23 protein-coding genes and 1 pseudogene are annotated in these 25,193 nt (G+C 63.1%); 12 read left to right on the top strand and 12 right to left on the bottom strand.

The window, feature by feature from the left end; genetic code table 11:
* Positions 1-6 precede the first annotated feature (6 nt).
* Positions 7-1,338, top strand: a complete 1,332-nt coding sequence (locus JFU57_RS00285) for a DUF58 domain-containing protein (protein WP_201127570.1) — start codon at positions 7-9, stop codon at positions 1,336-1,338.
* A 15-nt stretch (positions 1,339-1,353) separates the two neighbouring features.
* On the opposite strand, the gene JFU57_RS00290 is transcribed toward JFU57_RS00285, so the two are convergent.
* Positions 1,354-1,713, bottom strand: a complete 360-nt coding sequence (locus JFU57_RS00290) for a PilZ domain-containing protein (RefSeq protein WP_078471878.1) — start codon at positions 1,711-1,713, stop codon at positions 1,354-1,356.
* Between the two features lie 205 nt (positions 1,714-1,918).
* Positions 1,919-2,293, bottom strand: coding sequence for a tetratricopeptide repeat protein (locus JFU57_RS00295; RefSeq protein WP_078471879.1), 375 nt, complete (start codon positions 2,291-2,293; stop codon positions 1,919-1,921).
* Between the two features lie 157 nt (positions 2,294-2,450).
* On the opposite strand from JFU57_RS00295, the gene pyk reads away from it, so the two are divergent.
* Entirely contained in the window at positions 2,451-3,902 is a 1,452-nt protein-coding gene (gene pyk, locus JFU57_RS00300) for a pyruvate kinase (RefSeq protein ID WP_078471880.1), read from the top strand.
* 132 nt (positions 3,903-4,034) lie between these two features.
* Here pyk and JFU57_RS00305 read toward each other — a convergent pair whose 3' ends face one another.
* Together JFU57_RS00305 and JFU57_RS00310 are read right to left on the bottom strand one after the other, a co-directional pair.
* On the bottom strand, positions 4,035-4,973 hold the full coding sequence (locus JFU57_RS00305; RefSeq protein ID WP_201127572.1) for an iron-sulfur-binding ferredoxin reductase: 939 nt from the start codon (positions 4,971-4,973) through the stop codon (positions 4,035-4,037).
* Complete coding sequence (locus JFU57_RS00310) at positions 4,966-6,072, bottom strand: GGDEF domain-containing protein (protein ID WP_078471882.1); 1,107 nt, start codon at positions 6,070-6,072, stop codon at positions 4,966-4,968. The genes JFU57_RS00305 and JFU57_RS00310 overlap by 8 nt, the downstream gene beginning before the upstream one ends.
* A gap of 336 nt (positions 6,073-6,408) precedes the next feature.
* Here JFU57_RS00310 and JFU57_RS00315 point away from each other — a divergent pair, with 336 nt between their 5' ends.
* From JFU57_RS00315 to JFU57_RS00330, 4 genes are all read left to right on the top strand, one after another.
* Entirely contained in the window at positions 6,409-7,932 is a 1,524-nt protein-coding gene (locus JFU57_RS00315) for a fumarate hydratase (protein WP_201127574.1), read from the top strand.
* 154 nt (positions 7,933-8,086) lie between these two features.
* On the top strand, positions 8,087-9,850 hold the full coding sequence (locus JFU57_RS00320; RefSeq protein ID WP_201127576.1) for an ATP-binding protein: 1,764 nt from the start codon (positions 8,087-8,089) through the stop codon (positions 9,848-9,850).
* Positions 9,844-11,169, top strand: a complete 1,326-nt coding sequence (locus JFU57_RS00325; RefSeq protein WP_201127578.1) for a sigma-54-dependent transcriptional regulator — start codon at positions 9,844-9,846, stop codon at positions 11,167-11,169. The genes JFU57_RS00320 and JFU57_RS00325 overlap by 7 nt, the downstream gene beginning before the upstream one ends.
* Before the next feature lie 205 nt (positions 11,170-11,374).
* On the top strand, positions 11,375-12,694 hold the full coding sequence (locus tag JFU57_RS00330) for an MFS transporter (RefSeq protein WP_078471885.1): 1,320 nt from the start codon (positions 11,375-11,377) through the stop codon (positions 12,692-12,694).
* A gap of 94 nt (positions 12,695-12,788) precedes the next feature.
* Here JFU57_RS00330 and JFU57_RS00335 read toward each other — a convergent pair.
* Positions 12,789-13,546 (bottom strand): annotated as a pseudogene (locus JFU57_RS00335) (COG4705 family protein).
* Between the two features lie 376 nt (positions 13,547-13,922).
* Here JFU57_RS00335 and JFU57_RS00340 point away from each other — a divergent pair.
* The gene (locus JFU57_RS00340) at positions 13,923-14,297 is read left to right on the top strand and encodes a heme utilization protein (protein WP_078471887.1); all 375 of its coding nucleotides are present in this window, start codon (positions 13,923-13,925) and stop codon (positions 14,295-14,297) included.
* A 175-nt stretch (positions 14,298-14,472) separates the two neighbouring features.
* Complete coding sequence (locus JFU57_RS00345) at positions 14,473-15,102, top strand: flavin reductase family protein (RefSeq protein WP_078471888.1); 630 nt, start codon at positions 14,473-14,475, stop codon at positions 15,100-15,102.
* Here the strand turns inward: JFU57_RS00345 and JFU57_RS00350 are convergent.
* Together JFU57_RS00350 and JFU57_RS00355 are read right to left on the bottom strand one after the other, a co-directional pair.
* Positions 15,095-15,367, bottom strand: a complete 273-nt coding sequence (locus tag JFU57_RS00350) for a hypothetical protein (protein ID WP_078471889.1) — start codon at positions 15,365-15,367, stop codon at positions 15,095-15,097. The genes JFU57_RS00345 and JFU57_RS00350 overlap by 8 nt on opposite strands.
* 9 nt (positions 15,368-15,376) lie before the next feature.
* On the bottom strand, positions 15,377-15,742 hold the full coding sequence (locus JFU57_RS00355) for a putative quinol monooxygenase (protein WP_043229407.1): 366 nt from the start codon (positions 15,740-15,742) through the stop codon (positions 15,377-15,379).
* Positions 15,743-16,069: 327 nt separating this feature from the next.
* Between JFU57_RS00355 and JFU57_RS00360 the strand changes: the two genes are divergently transcribed.
* The gene (locus JFU57_RS00360; RefSeq protein ID WP_078471890.1) at positions 16,070-16,999 is read left to right on the top strand and encodes an AraC family transcriptional regulator; all 930 of its coding nucleotides are present in this window, start codon (positions 16,070-16,072) and stop codon (positions 16,997-16,999) included.
* Positions 17,000-17,033: 34 nt separating this feature from the next.
* On the opposite strand, the gene JFU57_RS00365 is transcribed toward JFU57_RS00360, so the two are convergent.
* Both JFU57_RS00365 and JFU57_RS00370 read right to left on the bottom strand, forming a co-directional pair.
* The gene (locus tag JFU57_RS00365) at positions 17,034-18,482 is read right to left on the bottom strand and encodes an aldehyde dehydrogenase family protein (RefSeq protein WP_201127580.1); all 1,449 of its coding nucleotides are present in this window, start codon (positions 18,480-18,482) and stop codon (positions 17,034-17,036) included.
* Complete coding sequence (locus JFU57_RS00370; RefSeq protein ID WP_201127582.1) at positions 18,479-20,116, bottom strand: 5-guanidino-2-oxopentanoate decarboxylase; 1,638 nt, start codon at positions 20,114-20,116, stop codon at positions 18,479-18,481. The genes JFU57_RS00365 and JFU57_RS00370 overlap by 4 nt, the downstream gene beginning before the upstream one ends.
* A 159-nt stretch (positions 20,117-20,275) precedes the next feature.
* Between JFU57_RS00370 and JFU57_RS00375 the strand changes: the two genes are divergently transcribed.
* On the top strand, positions 20,276-21,157 hold the full coding sequence (locus tag JFU57_RS00375; protein WP_078471893.1) for a LysR substrate-binding domain-containing protein: 882 nt from the start codon (positions 20,276-20,278) through the stop codon (positions 21,155-21,157).
* Between the two features lie 69 nt (positions 21,158-21,226).
* Here the strand turns inward: JFU57_RS00375 and JFU57_RS00380 are convergent, their stop codons facing one another.
* Complete coding sequence (locus JFU57_RS00380) at positions 21,227-21,841, bottom strand: NAD(P)-dependent oxidoreductase (protein ID WP_078471894.1); 615 nt, start codon at positions 21,839-21,841, stop codon at positions 21,227-21,229.
* A 73-nt stretch (positions 21,842-21,914) separates the two neighbouring features.
* Positions 21,915-22,799, bottom strand: a complete 885-nt coding sequence (locus tag JFU57_RS00385) for an MBL fold metallo-hydrolase (protein WP_201127585.1) — start codon at positions 22,797-22,799, stop codon at positions 21,915-21,917.
* A gap of 113 nt (positions 22,800-22,912) precedes the next feature.
* On the opposite strand from JFU57_RS00385, the gene JFU57_RS00390 reads away from it, so the two are divergent.
* Both JFU57_RS00390 and JFU57_RS00395 read left to right on the top strand, forming a co-directional pair.
* Positions 22,913-23,818: a LysR family transcriptional regulator gene (locus tag JFU57_RS00390; RefSeq protein WP_078471896.1), complete on the top strand. Its 906-nt coding sequence runs from the start codon at positions 22,913-22,915 to the stop codon at positions 23,816-23,818.
* Positions 23,819-23,959: 141 nt separating this feature from the next.
* Positions 23,960-24,136 carry a hypothetical protein gene (locus tag JFU57_RS00395; RefSeq protein ID WP_020298624.1) on the top strand — a complete coding sequence of 59 codons (177 nt, stop codon included), beginning with the start codon at positions 23,960-23,962 and terminating at the stop codon, positions 24,134-24,136.
* An 8-nt stretch (positions 24,137-24,144) separates the two neighbouring features.
* On the opposite strand, the gene JFU57_RS00400 is transcribed toward JFU57_RS00395, so the two are convergent.
* Positions 24,145-25,041, bottom strand: coding sequence for a helix-turn-helix domain-containing protein (locus JFU57_RS00400; RefSeq protein ID WP_201127592.1), 897 nt, complete (start codon positions 25,039-25,041; stop codon positions 24,145-24,147).
* Between the last annotated feature and the right edge of the window lie 152 nt (positions 25,042-25,193).

Genomic DNA, 25,193 nt, shown 5'->3' on the forward strand with positions numbered 1-25,193 from the left:
GAACCGATGAAACCTTCGCGCCTGCTGCTGATCTGGCTGGGCGTGCTGCTGGGCCTGGACATCGTCCTGGGCGCCTGCGGTGCCCTGGGCCTGGACCTCCCACCAAGCCTCCAGTCGATTGCCTGGGGCCTGCTGCTGGCCTTGTTGCTGCTGGCGGTGCTCGATGCCGCGCTGCTCTGGCGCCTGCCCTCGCCCCGACTGCGGCGGCAGATCCCCGGCAGCCTGCCGCTGGGGCGCTGGAGCGAAGTCAGCCTGGAGCTGCACCACGACTATCAGCGGCCGCGCGCCGTCGAAGTCTTTGACCATGTACCGGACGGCTTGAGCTTCGAACACCTGCCTCAGGGCCTGACCCTCGAACCCGGGCGGCACAGTCAGTTCGGCTATCGAGTGCGACCGCTCAAGCGTGGGCATTTCAACTTCGCCTACTGCGAGCTCAACCTGCCCAGCACCCTGGGACTGTGGAGTGCGCGCCGGATCCTGCCCCTGCCCGACAGCACCCGCGTGTACCCGGACTTCGCCCGCCTCTACGGCGCGCAATTGCTGGCGGTGGACAACTGGCTAAGCCAGCTCGGTGTGCGCCAGTTGCAACGCCGGGGCCTGGGCCTGGAGTTCAACCAGCTGCGGGAGTTTCGCGAAGGCGACAGCCTGCGCCAGATCGACTGGAAAGCCACCGCCCGCCAGCGCACGCCGATTGCCCGCGAGTACCAGGACGAACGCGACCAGCAGATTATCTTCATGCTCGACTGCGGCCGCCGCATGCGCAGCCAGGATGGCGAGCTGGCGCATTTCGACCATGCCCTCAATGCCTGCCTGCTGCTGAGTTACGTGGCCTTGCGCCAGGGCGATGCGGTAGGCCTGAGCACCTTTGCCAGCCAGGCACCGCGCTACCTGGCCCCGGTCAAGGGCTCGGCGCAGCTCAGCGTCTTGCTCAACTCGGTGTACGACCTGGACAGCAGCCAACGCCCCGCCGACTACCAGGCCGCCGCCAGCCACTTGCTGGCACGGCAGAAACGCCGGGCACTGGTGGTGCTGGTCACCAACCTGCGCGATGAAGATGACGAAGAACTGCTGACGGCGGTCAAGCGCATCAGCCGCCAACACCGGGTGCTGGTGGCCAGCCTGCGTGAAGAAGTCCTCGACGAACTGCGCCAAGCACCGGTGCAGACCCTGCCCGAGGCCCTGACCTACTGCGGTACCGTGGATTATCTGAACGCCCGGAGTGAGCTGCATGAGCGGTTGCTGGCCCACGGCGTCTCCTTGCTCGACGCCCGTCCGGGCGAGCTGGGCGCGGAACTGGTGACCCGTTACCTGAGCTGGAAGAAAGCCGGCACCCTGTGAGCCAGGGCCGGCAGGCTAGGCCGAGGCCTGCAAGGGATAGAAACTGAAGTAGTGCTGCAGGTCACTCACCAGTTGCCGGTACTCGGCAGACGCCCGCTGCAGGGCAAAACCCGCGTCGTAATAGTGGGGCGTTACGTCTTCGTGGCACCACAGGCAGTTGGCCGTGAAGTCGATGAACTGCGCTCGACCGGTGTTGCCCGGAAGCTTCACCCGCAGTTCGAAATCGACCCCCACCATCATCGGCAACTGGCTGATCAGCATCAAACCGTCTTGCGAGACATTGCCCAGGCTGCCGACAGGCTTGTCGGTGAGTCGATTGTAGACTTTCAAAAAGTACGGCAGCTGGTGCCGCTCTATCCGACGTTCGGTAGGCATGCTGAAGATCGCTATGCAGAGGCCATTAAGCATGGCCGCACTAGGGCTTCGGAGCAGACCTGCAGGCAGGTCGCTCTCCCGAGTCCGTGCTGTCGCCGGTCGCGGGCAGCCAGCAGAGCCGGCGATTCGGATGCGAAGCTCCAGGCGGACTCCGCAATCTTAGCTCAAGGCCCAAGCCCGGCCACGGAATGTATGACGAATATAATTACAAGGTTGCCGGGCGGACCTGGGCGCCGGTACGCGGCGGGTAGTAGCCCAACTGTTGCAGGGTTTCCAGTCGAGCACGGGCACGGAACGCATACTCGCTGCTCGGGTACTCGGTGAGGATGAACTGATAGGTCTGCGCAGCATCGACGAACAGTTTCTGCCGCTCCAGGCATTGCCCGCGCAACATGGAGACTTCCGGCTGCACATAGCGGCGCGAACGGCTGGTGCGATCGACCTGGCTGAGTTCGAGCATCACGCTCTCGCAGTTACCGCGATCGTAGGCGCGGTAGGCATTGTTCAAATGGTGGTCCATCGACCAGCGGGTACAGCCGACAACACTGACGGCCAGGGCAGCAATGAGTACGAAGCGCATGGGGGATCTCCTGTCTTGTGCAGTGTATCGACTCATCAGCGAAAATCTTCAAGGTTGTTCGTTTAAACAAACAAACGAATAAGTAGTGCAAACGAACAATGACTACAACTTCGGACCATAGTAGCCTCTCGTTGCGCTTGAACTTTAGGAGTCTTGCATGTCCGTTCGTCGTACCAAAATCGTTGCCACCCTCGGCCCGGCCAGTAACTCGCCGGAAGTTCTCGAACAGCTGATTCTCGCGGGCCTCGACGTCGCCCGTCTGAACTTCTCCCACGGCACCCCCGACGAGCACAAGGCTCGCGCCAAGCTGGTACGCGATCTCGCGGCCAAGCACGGGCGTTTTGTCGCGCTGCTGGGTGACCTGCAAGGCCCTAAGATCCGCATCGCCAAATTCGCCAACAAGCGCATCGAGCTGAAGATCGGTGATCACTTCACCTTCTCCACCGTGCATCCGCTGACCGAAGGCAACCAGCAGATCGTGGGTATCGACTACCCGGACCTGGTCAAGGATTGCGGCGTCGGCGACGAGCTGCTGCTCGACGACGGTCGTGTGGTGATGCGCGTTGAAACCGCCTCCGACACCGAACTGAACTGCGTGGTCACCATCGGCGGCCCGCTGTCGGATCACAAAGGCATCAACCGTCGCGGTGGCGGCCTGACCGCACCGGCCCTGACTGAAAAAGACAAGGCTGACATCAAGCTCGCCGCCGAAATGGAAGTCGACTACCTCGCCGTGTCCTTCCCGCGCGACGCCGCCGACATGGAATACGCCCGTAAACTGCGCGACGAAGCCGGCGGCACCGCCTGGCTGGTGGCGAAGATCGAACGCGCCGAAGCCGTAGCCGACGACGAGACCCTTGATGGTCTGATCAAGGCGTCCGACGCCGTCATGGTTGCCCGTGGCGACCTGGGTGTGGAAATCGGCGACGCCGAACTGATCGGCATCCAGAAGAAGATCATCCTCCACGCTCGCCGCCACAATAAGGCAGTGATCGTGGCGACCCAGATGATGGAGTCGATGATCCAGAACCCGATGCCAACCCGCGCCGAAGTGTCCGACGTGGCCAACGCCGTGCTCGACTACACCGACGCCGTGATGCTTTCGGCTGAAAGTGCCGCGGGCCCGTACCCGCTGGAAGCGGTTCAAGCGATGGCGCGGATCTGCGTCGGCGCTGAAAAGCATCCAACCAGCAAGACTTCCAGCCACCGTATCGGCAAGGTCTTCGAAAGCTGCGACCAGAGCATCGCCCTGGCCGCCATGTACACTGCCAACCACTTCCCGGGCGTGAAGGCGATCATCGCCTTGACCGAAAGTGGCTATACGCCGTTGATCATGTCGCGCATTCGTTCCTCGATCCCGATCTACGCGTTCTCCCCGCACCGCGAGACCCAGGCCCGTGCCGCCATGTTCCGTGGCGTCTACACCGTGCCGTTCGACCCGGCATCCCTGCCACCGGAGCAGGTCAGCCAGGCAGCCATCGACGAACTGCTGAAACTCGGCGTGGTAGAAAAAGGCGACTGGGTCATCCTGACCAAGGGCGACAGCTACCACACCACCGGCGGCACCAATGGCATGAAGATCCTGCACGTTGGCGACCCGATGGTCTAAGCAGCACGCGCTGAACGCAAAAGCCCCGTCGTGAAAACGTCGGGGCTTTTTTCGTTGGGTAGCTGTTGGTGCTTGAGCGCGCTGGGGAGCGTCAGGCATAGATGCGCTGGCCCGCAAGGACGCCGTGGCCTGTCAGGCTCGCGGCAGGAAGACGTCGGCCAGCAGTTGATTGCGCGGCAAGCCTGACAGGTACAGACGCCGGGCGAAGGTGTCGACGCTGTCGGGGTGACCGCAGAGCAGCGCCAGGGTTTGCCGGGACGTCAGCCGCAGTTGACTCAAGGCCAAGGGCAGTTCGGCCGGGGTCAGCAACTCGACGCTGAGGTTGGGATGATTCGCCGCCAGGGCCGCCAGGGGCTTGGCCAGGTAATGCTCGCCGGCATCATGGGCGAGGTGGATAACCCGGATCGCGCCCCGATGATCCTGGCGCAACGCCTCACGCAATACCCCGAACAACGGCGCCAAACCGGTGCCGGCCGCCAGCAGCCACAGCGGCCGGCTCTGCCAATCCGGGTCGTAGTGCAGCGCCCCTCCTCGCAGCTCCCCCAGGCGCAGCGGGTCGCCCGGCTTCAGCTCACGCGCCACATCACTGAATGCCCCCGGCTGGCGACAGTCGAGGTGGAACTCCAGAAAGCGGTCTTCCTCGGGCAGGCTCGCCAGTGAATAAGGTCGCGCCACGCCACTGGCCGTCCACAGCACCAGATGCTGGCCGGCCTGATAGCGCAGATTGCGCTCAGGCTGCAACCGCAGACGCAGTACCGTGGACGATAACCAGTCAGCCCCCTGCACCACGGCAGACAGGCCATCGCGCAGGGGATCGAAGGTTTCGACCTGCAGATCCTCGTTCACCTGGCACTGACAGGCCAGGCGCCAGCCGAGACGGCGCTGCTCGTCGCTCAGGGCATCGGGTCGGCTATCGCTGGGCAAGCCCTGGACGCACCGCACCAGGCACGCATGGCAACTGCCGGCGCGGCAACTGTAGGGCACCGCCATGCCGGCCTGATTCAGCGCATCCAGCAGATTACTGCCCGCCGCCACCGACCACTGCCGCTCACCGACCCGCAGCTCAGGCATCGGCCTGCTCCCACGCCGCCGCGCAGCGGTTGCGGCCATCGCGCTTGGCCCGATACAGCGCCTGATCAGCACGCTGCAGCGCATCATCGAGGTCATCGTCCAGCACCAACAGGGTCATGCCCGCCGACAGACTGAGGTCGCGCACCTTCAAGCCAACCAGTTGGGCATCCATAAACGCAATGCGCAGGCGCTCGCAACAGGAGGTCAAGCGCTCGGCGTCGCATTCAGGCAGCAACAGGACAAACTCTTCACCGCCGTAGCGAGCCAGCACATCACCTTCGCGCAGGCAGGCGCTGGCCACTGCGGCAAACGCTTGTAACACCTGGTCGCCGGCGGCATGGCCATGCATATCGTTGATCCGTTTGAAATGGTCGAGGTCGATTAGCGCCAGGCCGTGCACCTGGTCGGCGCCCATGGCGTGCAGCTCACGGGAAGCGAGCCGGAGGAAGTGCCGTCGATTGAACAGGCCCGTCAGTTCATCGGTGGCCACCAGGTCCTCGAGCTGACGCATCATGCCACGCAAGGTGTCCTGGTGGGCCTGCAAGGCGAAGCGCCGTTGTCGCATGCGCTGGCGCGAAGCCTGGACATAGCTGGCGTACAGGCACAGCCACAGCAGCACCACGAACAGCACGCTCACCTGCAACACCGCCAACCGCGGGTCTGCCAGCCGGAAGTGATACGCCTCCCACAGGTTGAGCGCGGCAAAACTGATAAATATCCACATCGCACAGCGGGTAAAGGCCCGCCGCGAAAGATGAAAGAGCCCGAACAACATGGGCACCACGTAGAACACCAGGAAGGTGCCACGGGCGATATCCAGGTGCGCCAACAGCCAGGTCTGCCAGGTGATACCCAGCAGCACCTGCACTTCGGTAAGGCTTGGATCGGAAAACCGTAGGTTGCGCCCGCTGATGAACAGGCCAAACAGGATGGCCTGGCTGATCACCACCAGGACCGTATCGATCAGCGCGGCGCTGACCGGAGCAGAATAATGTCCGGTAAGGATGGCGACCCAGAGCAACAGCAAAATCAATGCGTAACTGCCCGCAGCAATGGCAAAACGCTTGATTAAAAGACGCTGAATAGCTTTATGGGTCAATCGTTGACTCACCGTGCGAAAGGGGGCTTAAAGAGTTTCCTACCCTACAGGCCACTTGCCACTTTAGTGCCGTGGCGAAAAAATAACTATTCAAATTTGTGGCGTTTTAATGCTACGTCTGACGCGTTCACGCAAGAACAGTGCCTGTTCGCTGCTCGACTTTCGTTTGGCGGCTGGCGGGTGTGCCCGGGACTGAGGCGCGGTATACTGCCGCGCCTTTTTAGCGTCGCGCCAATGTGTGTCCGGCGTGCCTCAAGAAGGTGTTTGCAACCGACCGATGCACCCAAGCTGCAAGCACCTTATTAAATGTTCCCGTCTTTTAGAGGAGCGCGACTCATGACCGTGATCAAGCAAGACGACCTGATACAGAGCGTTGCCGACGCCCTGCAGTTCATTTCCTACTACCACCCCGTGGACTTCATCCAGGCGATGCACGAGGCCTACCTGCGCGAAAAATCGCCGGCAGCCCGTGATTCCATGGCGCAAATCCTGATCAACTCGCGCATGTGTGCCACTGGCCACCGCCCGATCTGCCAGGACACCGGCATCGTTACCGTATTTGTCCGCGTAGGCATGGACGTGCGCTGGGATGGCGCGACCATGGGCCTGGACGACATGATCAACGAAGGCGTGCGTCGCGCTTACAACCTGCCGGAAAACGTCCTGCGGGCTTCGATCCTGGCCGACCCGGCGGGCGCGCGTAAAAACACCAAGGACAACACCCCGGCGGTCATCCACTACTCCATCGTCCCGGGCAACACCGTGGAAGTGGACGTGGCGGCCAAGGGCGGCGGCTCCGAGAACAAGTCGAAAATGGCCATGCTCAACCCGTCCGACTCGATCGTCGACTGGGTGCTCAAGACCGTTCCGACCATGGGCGCCGGCTGGTGCCCGCCAGGCATGCTGGGCATCGGCATCGGCGGCACCGCCGAGAAAGCCGCAGTGATGGCCAAGGAAGTGTTGATGGAATCCATCGACATCCACGAGCTCAAGGCCCGTGGCCCGTCCAACCGTATCGAAGAGATGCGCCTGGAGCTGTTCGAGAAGGTCAACCAACTGGGCATCGGCGCCCAGGGCCTGGGTGGCCTGACCACCGTGCTCGACGTGAAGATCATGGATTACCCGACCCACGCCGCCTCCCTGCCGGTGTGCATGATCCCCAACTGCGCCGCCACCCGCCACGCGCACTTCGTGCTCGACGGCTCCGGCCCGGCGTCGCTGGAAGCGCCACCGCTGGACGCCTACCCGGAAATCGTCTGGGAAGCCGGCCCGTCGGCCCGTCGCGTCAACCTCGACACCCTGACCCCGGAAGACGTGCAGAGCTGGAAGCCGGGCGAGACCGTGCTGCTCAATGGCAAGATGCTCACCGGTCGCGACGCGGCGCATAAGCGCATGGTCGAGATGCTGAACAAGGGCGAAACCCTGCCGGTGGACCTCAAGGGTCGCTTCATCTACTACGTCGGCCCGGTCGATCCGGTCGGTGACGAAGTGGTAGGCCCTGCCGGCCCGACCACCGCCACGCGGATGGACAAGTTCACCCGGCAGATCCTCGAGCAGACCGGCCTTCTGGGCATGATCGGCAAGTCCGAGCGCGGTCCGACCGCGATCGAGGCGATCAAGGACAACAAGGCCGTGTACCTGATGGCCGTCGGCGGCGCAGCCTACCTGGTGGCCCAGGCGATCAAGAAGTCCAAGGTCCTGGCGTTCGCCGAACTGGGCATGGAGGCGATCTACGAGTTCGAGGTCAAGGACATGCCGGTCACCGTGGCCGTCGACAGCCAGGGCGAGTCGGTGCACATCACCGGCCCGGCGATCTGGCAGAAAAAGATCAGTGAAAGCCTGGCGGTAGAAGTGCAGTAAGGCTTCCACGCGTCAACCCAGGCGGCGGCGCTGTTCATTGAACGGCCCGCCGCCTTTTTCATGGGCAGATTTCACCGGCGAAACTGTCCACGATCAACGCCCCGTGGGGCACTCATGCTATCGTTCCCGCCCCCATTGCAGCCTGCCCTGACTCATGGCCCAGATCTCGCGCCCGCTACGCCTGACGTTTTATTCCCTGGTGATTCTCGCTGGTGCCGTCATCAGCGCCGGCCTGGCCATGCATCACGCCGAACGCCAGGCCCTGGTCGATGACGCCGCCCGGGCCAACGAACAACTCGGGCTGTACGCCAATTCCCTGCACACCCTGATTGAACGCTATCGCGCGCTGCCGGCCGTGCTGGCCCTGGACCCCGAGTTGCGCAGCGCCCTCAGCGGCCCGCTGGGCGCCGAGCAACAGGATGCGCTGAACCGCAAGCTGGAAAAAATCAACGGCGCGGCCCGCTCCTCGACCCTCGAGCTGCTCAACCACGACGGCCTCGCCGTGGCCGCCAGCAACTGGCGCCTGCCCAGCAGTTATGTCGGGCACAACTATGGCTTTCGCCCTTACTTCAGCCAGACCCGCAGCCAGGGCACCGGACGCTTTTACGCGGTGGGCGTAACCAGTGGCATTCCCGGCTATTTCCTGTCCAGTGCGGTCAAGGGCGACGCCGAAGAATTCCTCGGGGCCATGGTGGTAAAGCTGGAGTTTCCGGAGCTGGAACGTGAGTGGAGCCAGGGCAGCGACACCCTGCTGGTCAGCGACGCCCGGGGCATCATTTTTATCGCCAACCAGCCTGGCTGGCGCTACCGCCAATTGCGCCCGCTGTCCGACAGCGAGCTGGCGGACATCAAGACCACCCGCCAATACGACAAGCAACCGCTGACACCGCTGGAACATCAGACCCTCAGGCACTTTGACGACAACAGCCAGCTGACCCGGGTTAACGGCCCGCAGGGCAATGCCGACTACCTGTGGGAGTCCCTGCCCCTGAGCGCCGAAGGCTGGACCCTGCACCTGCTGCGCCGGCCCCAGGTCGACGAAGACCGACGCAACGCCGGGCTGGCCGCCGCCGGCGCCTGGCTGACCCTGGTCTTTCTGCTGCTGTTCCTGACCCAGCGCTGGCGCCTGGCCAAGTTGCGCCAGCGCAGCCGCGAAGAACTCGAACAACTGGTCGAGGAGCGCACCCGCGACCTGCGCACCGCCCAGGATGGCCTGGTGCAATCGGCGAAGCTGGCAGCCCTCGGGCAAATGTCAGCGGCCCTGGCCCATGAGATCAACCAGCCGCTGACCACCCAGCGCATGCAACTGGCTACCCTGCGCCTGTTGCTGGATCACGGTCGGGTCGATGATGCCTACAAGGCTCTGCGGCCACTGGATGACATGCTGACGCGCATGGCCGCCCTCACCGGACACCTCAAGACCTTCGCCCGCAAAAGCCCCAGCGGCCTGCGCGAGCGCCTGGACCTGGCCGCGGTGGTGGATCAGTCCCTGCAACTGCTCGAGACACGCCTGCGGGATGAAAACGTCGAGCAGGTGCTGCACCTGACGCGCCCGGCGTGGGTCCGTGGCGACGCGATCCGCCTGGAGCAAGTGCTGATCAACGTGCTGCGCAACGCCCTCGACGCCATGCACGACAAGCCCCACCGGCGCCTGGAAATCCGCCTCGAAGCCGATGACCAGCTGTGGAGCCTGAGCATCGCCGACAGCGGCGGCGGGATTGCCGAGGAACACCTGGCCAATGTCTTCGACCCGTTCTTCACCACCAAGCCGGTGGGCGACGGGCTGGGCCTGGGGCTGGCGGTGTCCTACGCCATCATCCACGAGCTGGGCGGGCGCCTGACCGCCGCCAATCAAGGCGAAGGCGCGGTGTTCACGCTGTACCTGCCCATCGATCTGGAGGCGCACATCCAATGCTGAATTCGGTGCTGGTGGTCGATGACGAAAGCAGCATCCGCAGCGCCATCGAACAGTGGCTGAGCCTCTCGGGCTTCGACGTGCAGTTGTTCAGCCGCGCCGATGAGTGCCTCGCGCACCTGCCGGAGCATTTCCCCGGGGTCATTCTCAGCGACGTGCGCATGCCCGGCATGAGCGGGCTGGAACTGTTGGCCGAGGTCCAGCGCCGGGACCCGGACTTGCCGGTGATTCTGCTGACCGGCCACGGCGACGTGCCGATGGCCGTGGAAGCCATGCGCGACGGCGCGTATGACTTCCTGGAAAAACCCTTCAGCCCCGACGCCCTGCTCAGCAGCCTGCGGCGAGCCCTCGACAAGCGCCGCCTGGTCCTGGAAAACCGGGCCCTGCACCAGCTGGCGGACAACCGCGCGAAGCTGGATGCCACACTGCTGGGAGTATCCCGCGGGTTGCAGACCCTGCGGCGCCAAGTCCTGGACCTGGCCGCGCTGCCGGTCAATGTGCTGATCCGCGGCGAAACCGGCAGCGGCAAAGAGTTGGTTGCGCGCTGCCTGCACGACTTCGGCCCGCGCGCCAGCAAGCCGTTCGTGGCATTGAACTGCGCGGCAATTCCCGAGCAACTGTTCGAGGCCGAGCTGTTCGGCCACGAGAGTGGCGCCTTTACCGGCGCCCAGGGCAAACGCATCGGCAAGCTCGAATACGCCGACGGCGGCACGCTGTTTCTCGATGAAATCGAAAGCATGCCCCTGGTCCAGCAAGTCAAACTGCTGCGCGTGCTGCAAGAACAGAAGCTCGAACGCCTGGGCTCCAACCAGAGCATCCATGTCGACTTGCGGATCATCGCCGCCACCAAGCCCGACCTGCTGGACGAAGCCCGCGCCGGGCGCTTTCGCGAGGACCTGGCGTATCGGCTGACCGTGGCCGAGCTGCGCCTGCCGCCCCTGCGGGAGCGGCGCGAGGACATTCCGCTGTTGTTCGAATCCTTCGCCCAACACGCCGCCGAGCGTCTGGGTCGCACCTTCCCGCCCCTGAGCGGGCCGCAGTTGAGCCACCTGCTGAGCCATGACTGGCCGGGCAACGTGCGCGAACTGGCCAACGTTGCCGAACGCCAGGTGCTGGGGCTGGGCGAGCCGGAGCCAGTGGGGATCGACCCGGGGCAATCCCTGGCGGCGCAGCAGGAGGCGTTCGAGGCCCACTGCCTGCGCTCCGCCCTGACCCGGCACAAGGGTGACGTGAAGGCCGTACTCGAAGAGCTGCAACTGCCGCGCCGGACCTTCAATGAAAAGATGCAACGCCACGGCTTGAACCGGGAAATGTTCTTGTAGGCGCCCGCCGTGATCGACGACCTTTGCCACCCCCGCTCGGCAAGTTTCCGCTTACACACCCGCCTTCGATAAGCGGATTTCCGCCTACTCAAACGCCCTACCCCCTCTAAACCGGCCTTCTTCGACCTGGCACAGCTCCTGCTATAGCCCACCCAGGCTGCGTTTACGCGCGCTCCAAAAAAACAATTAGATGAAGGATCCTTCAATGGATAACTCCAACGCCCTGCCTCTTGGGTCGGCTGCCGTGCCAGCCAAAGCCCGAACCACTTCCAGCCGCATCAAATCGATCTTCAGTGGCTCGGTCGGCAACATGGTCGAGTGGTACGACTGGTACGTCTATGCCGCGTTCTCGCTGTACTTCGCCAAGGCCTTTTTCCCCAAAGGCGACACCACCGCCCAATTGCTCAACACCGCCGCGATCTTCGCCGTGGGCTTCCTGATGCGTCCGATCGGTGGCTGGCTGATGGGCCTCTACGCCGACAAGGTCGGTCGCAAAAGCGCATTGATGGCCTCGGTCTACCTGATGTGCTTCGGCTCGCTGCTGATCGCCCTGAGCCCGGGTTACGAAACCATCGGCATCGGCGCGCCGATCCTGCTGGTGTTCGCACGCTTGCTCCAGGGCCTGTCGGTGGGTGGCGAATACGGCACCTCCGCCACGTACCTCAGCGAAATGGCAACCAAGGAACGTCGTGGTTTCTACTCCAGCTTCCAGTACGTGACCCTGATCTCCGGCCAGCTCATCGCCTTGGCCGTACTGATCGTGCTGCAACAGCTCCTGACCACCGAGCAGCTGTACGCCTGGGGCTGGCGCATTCCGTTCGCCATCGGCGCGCTGTGTGCCGTGGTCGCGCTGTACCTGCGTCGTGGCATGGAAGAAACCGAGTCCTTCACCAAGAAAGAGAAGGCCAAGGAAAGCGCCATGCGCACCTTGCTCCGTCATCCCAAGGAACTGCTGACCGTGGTCGGCCTGACCATGGGCGGTACCCTGGCGTTCTACACCTACACCACCTACATGCAGAAATACCTGGTGAACACCGTCGGCATGAGCATCTCCGACTCCACCACTATTTCCGCGGCGACCCTGTTCCTGTTCATGTGCCTGCAACCGATCATCGGCGGGCTGTCGGATAAAGTCGGACGCCGGCCGATCCTGATTGCCTTCGGGGTCCTCGGTACCCTGTTCACCGTGCCGATCCTCACCACCTTGCACACCGTGCAAACCTGGTGGGGCGCGTTCTTCCTGATCATGGCCGCGCTGATCATCGTCAGCGGCTACACCTCGATCAACGCGGTGGTCAAAGCCGAGCTCTTCCCTACCGAAATCCGCGCCCTGGGCGTAGGCCTGCCCTATGCGCTGACGGTGTCGATCTTCGGCGGCACCGCGGAATACATCGCGCTGTGGTTCAAGAGCATCGGCATGGAAACCGGCTACTACTGGTACGTCACTGCCTGCATCGCCTGTTCGTTGCTGGTCTACGCGACCATGAAAGACACCCGCAAGCATTCGCGGATCGTGACTGACTAAGCGTTCAGCCAGTAGCAAAAAAAGGGCGCTGTCATCCGATGACCGCGCCCTTTTTCATGCCTGCAAGCCTCTGCCCCTGGCCGCGCTCACCGGCTCAGGACGGCTCGGCCAGCGCCTGGCGCCCGAACTTACGCTGGGCATAGGTCGCGCCGATAATCATCACCAGCAGGATCCCCGCCAACACCGCCGACGAGCCGATGGTGCCAAAATCCAGGCCGCCCTTTTCATGGGGTTTGGTCAGGAAATCCCCCAGTGTCGCGCCGAATGGCCGGGTCAGCACGAATGCCGCCCAGAACAGCAGCACCGACGAAATCCGAGTGAAGTACTTGAGCAGCACCACCACGGCGATGGTGGCGCCGATAAACAATGCGCCGCCGGCAAAACCCAGGCCCGAATCATCTGCCAGGTAGTCGCCCAGGGCGGTGCCCAGGGTGTTGGAAAACAGAATCGCCATCCAATAGAACATCTCCCCCCTGAAGCTATGGATCTTGTTCACGTTCAGCGAATCGCCGCTCAGGCGCCAGGCCCCTCTAAGATCGCCAGCAGTATTGCAATCAGGATCATCGAGCCAGTGGCGTAGCCCAGCCCCAGGGTGCGGTCCATGAAGTCCGACATGGTGGTCCCGGCCGTGCTGGTGGAGAGGATCACGATCCAATACAGCACCGGGTTGTAGGTCCTGGAAAACAGTTGGGTGATCAGGGTCAGCACGAACACGCTGATCAGGATCATCGAGCTGATGGCATAGCCGACATTCAAGGTCATCGACAACAGGTCCCCGGCGGTTTCTCCGAGGGTGGTTGCGCAGATTTTCATGACCCAGAACGCCAGGGTGATCTGAGGAAGTTTATTCATTCGCGGTATCGCTCCAGGGCTCTATTCAAGACGGCCTGTCGTCGAATGCAGGCCTGGGCGAAGGCTGCGGGGCGCGCGGTGAAAAATAGGTCTGTGGCGCATGAAAAATCCGTTGATCGCGATTCCACAGCCCGGATTAACAGATTAATGATCCGTTAATGCTCGGGTCGCAGCCTGCAATTGAATCCATAACGCCGTCCCATACGTATACAGAGCACGGGCCCCACCGCAGTTATTTGCAGTCACTTGCGACGGCCTTAACATCGATCAAATCGATTAATTTAAGCGCTTTTTTGCGCTTTTTAATCAACTTTCACGGAGTAATATCTATTTCACGCCCAACGCACACACCCTTGACGAACCTGGAGTCACTCTCATGAAAAGCAAACTGATCATCGCCCTGACCCTTTCGGTACTGGCCGCCAACGCCTTCGCTGCCGATGGTTATGACCGTACCGGCTCGGCCACGCTGGCCGCTGACGGCTACGATCGCACAGGCTCGGCCACCGTTGTCGAAGACGGCTATGACCGCACCGGTTCTGCCACCTTCGCCGCTGACGGCTACGACCGCACCGGTTCTGCCACAGTCGCTGAAGACGGTTATGACCGTACCGGTTCTGCCACAGTCGCTGAAGACGGTTACGACCGTACCGGCTCTGCCACATTCGCCGAAGACGGCTACGATCGCACCGGTTCCGCCACGGTCGCTGAAGACGGTTACGACCGCACCGGCTCTGCCACCATCAGCTAATACCCACGCGCGGCATCACAGCCCGGCTTCGGCCGGGCTTAGTCGTTTTATGGTGGGGAGAAAACCACCGTACCTCGTTTGAAAGCCGGCCATCGCCTGACCATCGATGCTGGAATTAGCGCCTCGCGCCCGGCACTATGGCGCCCTCGGATCACCGCACCTCAGGAGCCCCGCCATGCCCGACGATATTCACTACTACGAACCCGCCCAGGGCCACGGCCTGCCCCATGACCCGTTCAACGCCATCGTCGGCCCGCGCCCTATCGGCTGGATTTCCTCACAGGACACCCAGGGCCGGCTGAACCTGGCGCCCTATAGCTTCTTCAATGCCTTCAACTACATTCCGCCGATCATCGGGTTCTCCAGCGTCGGGCGCAAAGACAGCCTGAACAACATCGAGCAGACCGGCGAATTTGCCTGGAACCTGGCGACCCGGCCCCTGGCTGAGCAGATGAACCAGAGTTGCGCCTCCGTGCCGGCCGATGTCGACGAGTTCGAATTGTCGGGCCTGACCCCGGTCGCCTCGAAGGTGATCGCCGTACCGCGGGTAGCCGAAAGCCCGGTGTCCTTTGAATGCAAGGTCACGCAGATCATTCAATTGCAGCGGGCAGATCAGGAGCTGGTGCCAAGCTGGCTGATTCTCGGCGAAGTAGTCGCCGTGCATATCGCCAAGTGGCTGCTCAAGGATGGGGTGTACGACACCGCCGCGGCAGAACCGATTCTGCGCGGCGGCGGGCCAGCGGATTATTTCCAGCTGGGGCCTGAGGCCTTGTTCAAGATGTACCGCCCGGGGGCAGTCAGATAGTTTTCCAGGACAGCTCGCCGTCCTCATCGACGTCGATCAACTGCTCAAGCTTCTGCGCAGCAGCCTGGTCGGCGTCATCGGCGGTCTTGAATTTCTGGTCATCCAGTACTTTATGAAAACGCGGAGCCCCTGAACCACCCAGGGCCTTGATGGCGATAGCGGCGCTGTAACCGCCTTCACCCGGTACCACGGCGGACACCGCTTCGAACTGCGCAAACTCTTTACGTGCCATGTTGCTGATCCTGGCCAATGGAAAGTCGGCCATTCTAAACCTTCAACTGGCCAGTTTGTGCACCGGGGCCTGGTTCAGTTGCGCGTATTCGCCATGGGCCTCGGCGGCCGAGATATGGCTGAAGGTATGGAAGTCCAGGCTGTTGACCACCAGGTCCTGCACCAACTCGGTAAAAATCGCCATGGCGGGCGAACTGAAGTAGGCGGTCATCGCCTGCTGACTGCTCCAGAAGCCGGAAACCATCCACAGCTCGGCATCGCACTGCGAGTGCTGCAACGCGAAATGCAGGCAACCGGGTGTCTGGCGCGACGGCTCGATCAGGCTGCTCAAGCGCGCGCCCAATTCCGTGGTACGCCCGCTGCGGGCACGGACGAAAGCCATATGACTGACAGGACTATGCGTGGACATCTGCGACCCTCCCAGGGTGTTGTCGAGGCAGCCATGGGACGGGCTGCGACAGGATCAAAGATTAAACGGCCGTAGCAGCCGCCGTTAGTCGAATCCTGTCGGCCTTTTGCACAATCCTGCGAGCAGCGCGAGATGGGATCACCGCACGCCCGACAGTCTTGGAAAAACCATACGACTGTTTCAAGCAAGTGACACCCGCGCCGAAACACGTGTTGTGTCTAATACGCGCGGGCGCTGCAGAATCAGGCAAGTTTTACGCAGGAATCGCCTACCCATGGTTCTTGCACAAATTTAAGCTGTGCCCATCAGAAACGCCGGAGGCTTCCCATGTCGTCACTCGAATATCCGCAAGCTCCGCTGGATCCGGACATGGAAAAACAGCGCGCCGAGCTGGCCGGAATCATTCGCCGCAACACCAGCGAAGACGGCAGCTACGCCACCGCCATCCACTCACTGTTTGTTTCGCGCCACAGCAGCTCCCACCAGTTCGCCCCGGTACTGGCCCAGCCCGCGCTGTGCATCATGGCCCAGGGGCGCAAAGAGGTACGGCTGGCCGACGAAACTTTCAACTACGACCCGCTCAATTACCTGGTGGTGTCGGTGTCGGTGCCCTTGAGCGGCAAAGTCGCCATCGTTTCGCCCGAAGAGCCGATCCTGGCCTTGCGCCTGGACATCGACCCCACTGAAATCAGCACCCTGATCGCCGATGCCGGCCCCTTGGGAGTTCCGACCCGGCCCACTGGGCGTGGCCTGTATGTCGAACAACTCGACCCGCCGATGCTCGATGCCGTGCTGCGCCTGACCCGTTTGCTGGACACGCCGAAAGACATCGCGATGCTCGCGCCGCTGATCCGCCGGGAAATCCTCTATCGGCTGCTGCGCAGCAAGCAGGGGCATCGGTTGTATGAAATTGCCATCGCCAACAGCCAGAGCCATCGCGTCAACCAGGCCATCAAGTGGTTGAACGGCAACTATGAACAGCCCCTGCGCATCGATGACCTGGCGCGGGAGGTCAACCTCAGCGTCTCGACCCTGCACCATCGCTTCAAGGCCATGACCGCCATGAGCCCGCTGCAGTACCAGAAGCAACTGCGCCTGCAGGAAGCGCGACGCCTGATGCTCGCCGAAGGCCTTGAGGCCTCCGCCGCCGGCTACCGCGTGGGCTACGAAAGCCCGTCGCAATTCAGCCGCGAGTACAGCCGCCTGTTCGGCGCCCCACCGCTGCGCGACATGGCGCGCCTGCGCATCAGCGTCTGAATCCAGCGCCGACAGCGACGCTGGATACGCCGGTTCAGCGGGCCCGGATCACGTGTTTGATTTCCTGGAAGGCCTGCAACCCCCAAGGTCCCAACTCGCGGCCGATGCTGCTCTGTTTGTAGCCGCCCCACGCTGCCTGCGGAAAAATCACCTGGGGCGCGTTGATCCACACCAGCCCGGCCTGCAACTCGTTCGCCACCCGTTCGGCTCGCTCGGTGCAACCACTGACCACGCTCGCCACCAGGCCGAACGCGCTGTCATTGGCCAGGTCCACGGCCTCCTGCTCGCTGGCGAAACTGCGTACACAGAGCACCGGGCCGAAGATTTCCTCGCACCACAGCGCGCTGTCCAGAGGCACCTGGGTGAAGATCGTCGGCTCAATGAAATAGCCACGGGGCAGCGCCGGTGGACGTCCGCCACCCGACACCAGCTTGGCGCCGACACTCAGCCCAGCCTGGATATGGCCCAAGACCCGCTGGTACTGCGCCTGATTGACCAGCGCTCCCATGTCCACCTCGGCGGCGAACGGGTCAGCGACCCGGATCGCCTCGGCCCGAGTCTTGAGGCGCAGCAGAAACTCATCCGCCAGCTCTTCGGCCACCAGCACCCGACTGGTGGCCGAGCACATCTGCCCGGCGTTGAAAAAACCACCGCCACAGGCCAGCTCTACCGCCAGATCGAGATCGGCATCGGCCAGCACCAGCAACGATGATTTGCCGCCCAGTTCCAGGCTGACGCCCTTGATGCTTTCTGCTGCACGCTGCATGACCTGGACCCCGACCGCATTGCTGCCGGTAAAGGAAATCTTCGCCACCCGCGGATCCGCCGCCAGCGGTGCGCCGACTGCCAGGCCAGTGCCGCACACCAGGTTGAACACGCCATCGGGCAAACCACTGTCGGCGATGATTGCCGCCAGCTCCAGCTCCGGCAGCGGCGTCACCTCGGACGGCTTGAGGACCACGCTGCACCCGGCCGCCAAGGCGGGCGCCAGCTTCCAGGCCGTGGTCACCATGGGGAAGTTCCAGGGCACGATCAAGCCAACCACGCCGCAGGGTTCGCGACGCAGGCGAGCGCTGAAGTCGTCACTGGGCAGGGGCACATCCGCGTCCTGGGCGGCATCCAGGCTTTCGGCCAGGCCGGCGTAGTATTCGAAGGTGGCAATCACATCATCCACATCGATAGCCGCTTCGAATTGCGGCTTGCCGTTGTTGCTCGATTGCAGCTGCATCAGGCGTTCGCGGCGTGCGGCGACGCCCGTGGCAATCTTGCGCAAGACCACGGCACGCTCGGCGCCGCTGCACGCGGACCACACGCGAAATCCCGCCTGGGCGGCGCGTACCGCCTGCTCCACATCCTGCCCGTCGCCCCCGGCGACTACCGCCAAAGGCTGCTCCGTGGACGGGTTGATCACCTGCAAGCGTTCGCTGCCGGCGCGCCATTGGCCATTGATGTACAGCCCATTCGACAGATTCATTGTGCTCATGCCTGCACCGCCTGCATCCAGCCGGCCTGGTCGATTTCAATCAGGCTCGGCCCCTGGCGTGCGGCGGCGGCACGCAAGGCGTTGCGCAACTGCTCGACACTGCTGATGGCTTCGGCGGCGCAGCCCAGGGCCTTGGCCACACCGATAAAGTCCGGGGTGTAAATGTCCACGCCCACCGGCGTGATGGCGCGGTTGACCATGTATTTCTTGATCTCCTCGTAACCCTGGTTATTCCACAGCAGGACGATGATCGGAGTCTGGGCCTCCACGGCGCTGGCCAGTTCCGCCAGGGTGAATTGCAGACCGCCATCGCCAATCAGACAGGCCACCGGGCCACGGGCACTGCGCTCGGAAGCCCCGCCCAGCCAGGCACCGACCGCTGCCGGCAAGGCATAGCCAAGGGTGCCGTAACCGGTGGACGAGTTGAACCAGCGCCGCGGCTGCTCGGGGTTGAAGGTCAGGTTGCCGCTATACACCGGTTGCGTGGAGTCACCGACGAACACGATCTCCGGCAGCTCCTGAAGCACGGTGTGCAACAGCTGGGTCTGGGCACGGGTCGGGGCGTCCCAGGCGCTGTCCAGTTCGCGGCGCAGGACTGCCGCGCGGGCCTGGCCCCATTCTGCGGCGCGCTCGGCTAGCGGCTGTTGGCTCAACTGCGCCAGCAAGGCCTCGGCGGCCATCTGCGCATCGGCCACCAGCGCCAGCTGCGGCGGGTAGTTGCGCACGGTCTGGTCCGGGTCGATGTCGATCCGCAGCAGCGCCCCGGGAATCTCGAAACCACCGGCGAAGGTCACGTCGTAATCGGTCTCGGCCAGTTCGGTGCCGATGGCCAGGACCACATCAGCCTCTGCCACCAGGGCCCGGGTGGCGACCAGGGACTGGGTCGAGCCGATCAGCAGCGGATGCGAGGACGGCAGCATGCCCTTGGCGTTGATGGTCAGGGCCACGGGCGCTGCCAACAGCTCCGCCAGTCGGGTCAACGCAGCCGCCGCATCGATCGCGCCACCGCCGGCGAGGATCAGGGGGCGCCGGGCGCTGGCCAGGCGCTGGCTCATCTGCGTGATGGCGGCAGGTGCGGCGCCGGCACGGGCGATGCTGACCGGGGTGCTGGCGAGCAGATCATCAGCCTCTTCAACCAGCACATCGAGAGGGATTTCAATATGCACCGGACGCGGACGCCCGGCCTGGAACAAGGCGAAGGCCCGGGCCAATACCCCCGGCAGCTCGGCGGCGGACATCAGGGTGTGGGAAAACGCTGCCACGCCGCTCACCAGAGCCGCCTGGTTCGGCAGTTCGTGCAGCTTGCCGCGCCCACCGCCCAGCTGGCTGCGCGACTGCACGCTGGAAATCACCAGCATCGGAATCGAATCGGCGTAGGCCTGGCCCATGGCCGTGGTGATGTTGGTCATCCCCGGGCCGGTGATGATGAAGCACACCCCCGGCTTGCCGCTGGTGCGTGCGTAGCCGTCGGCCATGAAACCGGCGCCCTGCTCGTGACGCGGGGTGACGTGGTTGATACTCGACCCGGCCAGCCCACGGTACAGCTCGACGGTATGCACCCCGGGAATGCCGAATACCTGCTCGACCCCATAACCCTCAAGTAACTTGACCAGTACTTCGCCGCACGTCGCCATTTCATCGCCCTTGTTATTGGATGGACACCGGGCGGCGGCGGCCTGCTTGAACTCGCCATCAAACGCCCGCAGAAGGGGTATTGGAACGGCGGGCCCGTAGCCGGGACAATGGATAAAAAGTCATACTAGCCATGTCCCCACGTCATACCTTGGCCCCCCATGAAACGCCTCCCGCCCCTGCCCGCGCTGCACACATTCCTGATCACCGCCCAGTGCTGCAATTTCACCCGCGCCGCCGAGCAATTACACATCACCCAGGGCGCGGTGAGCCGGCAGATCGCCGGGCTGGAAAGCCACCTGGGTTACCCGTTGTTTCAGCGCCAGGCGCGGGGCTTGAGCCTGACCGCCGAAGGGCTGGAATGGCTGCCCCGGGTGCAGCAGGTGTTCGAATTGATCAATGGCGCGGTGGATGAAATTGGCGCGCAAAACCACAACCTGCGCCTCAAGGCCCCGACCTGCGTGATGCGCTGGCTGCTGCCGCGCCTGCTGCAATGGCAGAAGGAGCGCCCGGAAGTGCCAGTGCAACTGACCACCACCGTGCAGCATGGCGTGGATTTCAGCCGCGAGCCGTTCGATGCGGCGGTGATGTATGGCGCCCCGCCCACCCCGACGCTGGGGTCGCGGCACCTGTTCAACGAACAGCTGACACCGGTCTGCTCCCGACCGCTGCTGGAGGGTTCGGTGCCACTCAAGACCCCGGCGGACTTGCAGCAGCACCTGCTGCTGCACCCGTCCCATGACCAGCGCGACTGGCAAAGCTGGTTGAAAGCCGCCGGCACGCCATTGAAGACCCTGGGCAAGGGCCAGCATTTCGAGACCCTGGACCTGGCGATGTCCGTGGCCTCGCAAGGTTCTGGCGTGGCGATGGGCGACTGGGCATTGATTGGCGACGACCTGAGTGCCGGGCGGCTGGTCATGCCCTTTGATTTGAAGGTGCCGACGGGCCAGGCCTACTACCTGGTCTACCCGGAACGCCCGGGGCCTTCGGCGGCCTTGCAAGAGTTACTGGATTGGCTGATAACCCAGGCGCAGCAACGCTAACCACCAGCCTGTAACCGCTGCCGCCAGGCTGCGCTGGGCCGGTGGGGCGCCGTGGTAACCGGCCCCTACTCAATAACCAACCGTAAACCGCTGACGACTGTGGGCCGGTTTTTCCACTTCGTCGATCAAGGCAATGGCGTAGTCGGCAAAGCTGATCCAGCTACGTCCTTCGGCACTGACCAGCAGATGATCCTGGCCAAGGCGAAAATGCCCGGTGCGCTCACCCTCGACGAACTCCGCCGAGGGCGAGAGGAAGGTCCAGTCCAGATCCTGTTCCTGGCGCAGGGTGTCGAGGTAGACGCCACCGGCGCTGGCTTCGGCCTTGTACTCCGGCGGGAAGCCAGGGCTGTCGATGACCTTGCCGCCATCGGGCAACAGCAGCGAACCGGCACCACCGACCACCAGCAGGCGCTTGACCCCGGCCTTTTTCACCGGCTCGATGATGGCGCTGGCGGCGATGGTGGAGAAATGCGCGGCACTGATCACTGCATCGTGACCAGCCAGCGCCGCTTGCAACGCTGCGCTGTCGGCAACGTCGACCTCACGGGTCACCACACCGGCACGCTGGCCGATCTTTGCCGTGTTGCGGGCAATAGCGGTCACGCTGTGGCCACGACGCAGGGCTTCTTCCAGCAATTGGCTACCGGCACGACCGGTGGCACCAATGATTGCGATCTTGCTCATGACAGTTCTCCAGTTGCGATAAGTGCTACAGGGCCTCCCGCGCCAGGCGCGGGAGTGAATCAAACCGATCCGCTCACCACTTCATCTCGCCCTTGGCGACTTTGGCGCTGAGTTCCAGGGAGCTTTCTTCGCCAAGGTTCGGGTAGCGCTTTTTCATGGCCGAGATCAACTCGGAAGAGTTGCTGGCCTTGGCGGTTTCTTCGTCGAAAGCCTTGATGTATTCGGCAGTGAACTGCACCGGCGCCAGGGACCGGGCACTGTCACCCAGGAAGTGCCCCGGAATCACGGTCTTGGGCTGCAGGCCCTGGAGGGTCTGCAGGGTGCTCAACCAATCCTGGTGCGATTGCGCGCTCTGGGTATCGGCCATCCACACGTGGATGTTTTCCGCGACCACGACGCCACCCACCACGGCCTTGATCGACGGGATCCAGACAAAGGTCCGATCCGGCTGCTTGCCGTCCAGACCGATGATGTCGAGCTTCTGCCCTTCCAGGGTCAGGCTGTGGCCCTTGAGCACAGCGGGAACGATGGTTTTGCCCGGCACGTCGGCGCCCATTTTCGGCCCCCAGAAAGCCAGCTTGCCCTCAACCGTGGCCTTGATGTGCTCCACCGTTGGCTGCGAGGCAACGACCTTGGCCTTGGGAAACGCTGCAGTGATGGTCTCAAGGCCGAAGTAATAGTCCGGATCGCCATGGCTGATGTAGATGGTGGTCAACTGTTTGCCGCTGGCGCGAATTTTCTCGACCAGTTGCTCGGCCTGGGACTTGCCGAATTGGGCATCCACCAAAATGGCTTCCTTCTTGCCGCTGACCAGCACCGAGCTCACCGGAAAGATTGCCGCCGCGCCCGGGTTGTAGACATCCAGGGTCAACCCGGGCTCGGCCGCTGCGGCATGGGCGGCAAAACCCACGATAGCGCTGGCCAGCAGCAGGCGTTTGAGTGAGGTGAATCCGATCATGGGGCAACTCCAGAGTCTGTGGGCTTGGCTTTCGATGGGGGGAGCTTAGTTGCGTCAGTCGGTACAAAAAATGCGATGCTGGAACATAGTTTGTTTCTGAAAGCGGGCAAATCATGGATCGTCTTCAAGCAATGCGCGTGTTTGTCAGTGTGGTCGACCTCGGCAGCCAGTCGGCCGCCGCCGATCACCTGGATCTGTCGCGCCCGGTGGTTTCGCGTTATCTGGCGGAGTTGGAGGATTGGGTCGGCGCGCGGCTGATGCACCGCACCACCCGCAAACTCAGCCTGACGGCGGCGGGCAGCGAAATCCTGCCGCGGTGTCGGCAGATGCTGGAGCTGTCGAACGACATGCAGGCGGCGGTCAGTGAACCGGATGACGCCCCGCGCGGGCTGCTGCGCATCAGTGTCAGCACCTCGTTCGGCCAGGCCCAACTGGCTGACGCCATGGCCGCCTACGTCAAGCGTTACCCCGGGGTCAGCATCGATTTGCAGATGCTCGACCGCACGGTGAACCTGGTGGATGAACGCATCGACCTGGCGATCCGAACCAGCAACGACCTGGACCCGAACCTGATCGCCCGTCGCCTGACCGTCTGCCGCTCGGTGATCTGCGCCTCACCGGCCTACCTGGGCGAGCACCCCACACCGCAGCGGGTGGAAGAGTTGAGCGAACACAACTGCCTGACCCATTCCTACTTTGGCAAAAGCCTGTGGCATTTCGAGCAGGCGGGTGAACAGCTGTCAGTTCCGGTACAGGGCAACATCAGCGCCAATGAAGCCAGCACCTTGCTGCGTGCCGCCATGGCGGGTGCCGGGATCGCCATGCTGCCGACCTACCAGGCCGGCGTACACATCCACAGCGGCGAGCTGGTGCGCCTGCTGCCCGATGCCGAGCCGCGGCAGATGAACATGTATGCGGTGTACGCCTCGCGCAAGCACATGCCTGCCGCGTTGCGCAGCATGCTGGATTTCCTGGTGCTGAGATTTCCCGAAGAACCGCAGTGGGACCAAGGCCTGTAGGCGGTAGCCGTGCGCAGCCGATCAACCGGCTGAATACCCCGTCAACCATGCAGACCTGCGGTCTGGCAACTCGGCAGCGCTGGCCTATGCTGATTAAGTAGCCCTTCAATCAATGGGGCTACTCGTTCAGAGGTGCTAGCCATGAACATCAAAACAAGAAGGTATCTGGCGATCTTCCTGACTTGCGGCGCAACCCTGGCGCTTTACGGCACCGCGGCCTACCGCGTCGAACAGGCCCGGCAATTGCCCCGGGTCTACGCCAGTTGCAGCCTTGAGCACTGCATCCCACACTCGGCCACGTTGAACGCCTTGCGGTAAGGCGCTGCTCAATCCTCGCTGGCCTGGTCGACCTTCAACCGGTCGCGGAAGGCCTTGGGCGAAATACCAATGCGGCGCCGGAACATCCGGGTGAAGTTGGTCGGGTCGGAAAAGCCCAGGCTGTCGGAAATCTCGTAGATGGTCATCCCGGTGTACGTCAGCAGGCGCTTGGCTTCGAGCAACTGGCGTTCGTGCATGATCTGCAACGCGGGCTGCCCGGCCAGTTCGCGGCAAGTGCCGTTGAGATGAGAAACCGAAATCCCCAGTTTGTGCGCCAGGTCCTCGACCTTCACGTGCTCCCGATAGTGCGCCTCCACCAGTTGCACAAAACCATTGAAGTACTCCCGGGCGCGCTGCGGCCGCTGATTGGCGCTGCGGCGCTGGATCGCCTGGCGGCTGACCCAGACCACGATGGTGCTGACCAACGCGTGCATGAGCATTTCGCGGGCCGGCTCATGCCCTTGATATTCCTGCTGCAAGGCGGCGAACAGGCCGTTGAGGTATGACCCGTCGGCGCGCGCCGGATAGCTCTCGGCCAACGCCAGGGCATTCACCGACTGCCCCAATTGCGCCTGCAGGTGCGCCACCAGCGGTGCGGCCAGCGTCAGCACATACCCTTCTATGTCCTCGGAAAAACGGAAGCCATGCACCGACAACGGCGGCAGCACCTGCAGCGCCGATTCCCCCAGCAAGGTGCGCTGCCCTTCTATCTCGAGTTCCGCCTGCCCACGGTGGACGAACAATAATTGACCGAGGTCGGCGTGCCGGTGCGGCTTGATTTCCCAATGGTGTTCGCGACTGCGTTTGCTGATGGTTTCGCAGTGCAACAAGTCCGGGGTCGGCCAGCCCAGGCTCTCGCCATAGAGTTTGAACACCGGGATGGAAGAAAGGGCAGGCTTGTTCATAACTGCAATCCAGGCCTCAGAGTGACGGGCGATAATCGCACCGATTGGTGAAATGAACAGGTATCGGCTTAGTTTTAACCTTCAATTGACAGGTTCACCGGTGAAAAATGCAAGCACTCGAAACATAAAAAAACCATTCACCGAACCTTGTT

It is taken from the genome of Pseudomonas sp. TH07 (assembly GCF_016651285.1).
In the GTDB taxonomy this organism is placed as follows: Bacteria; Pseudomonadota; Gammaproteobacteria; order Pseudomonadales; family Pseudomonadaceae; genus Aquipseudomonas.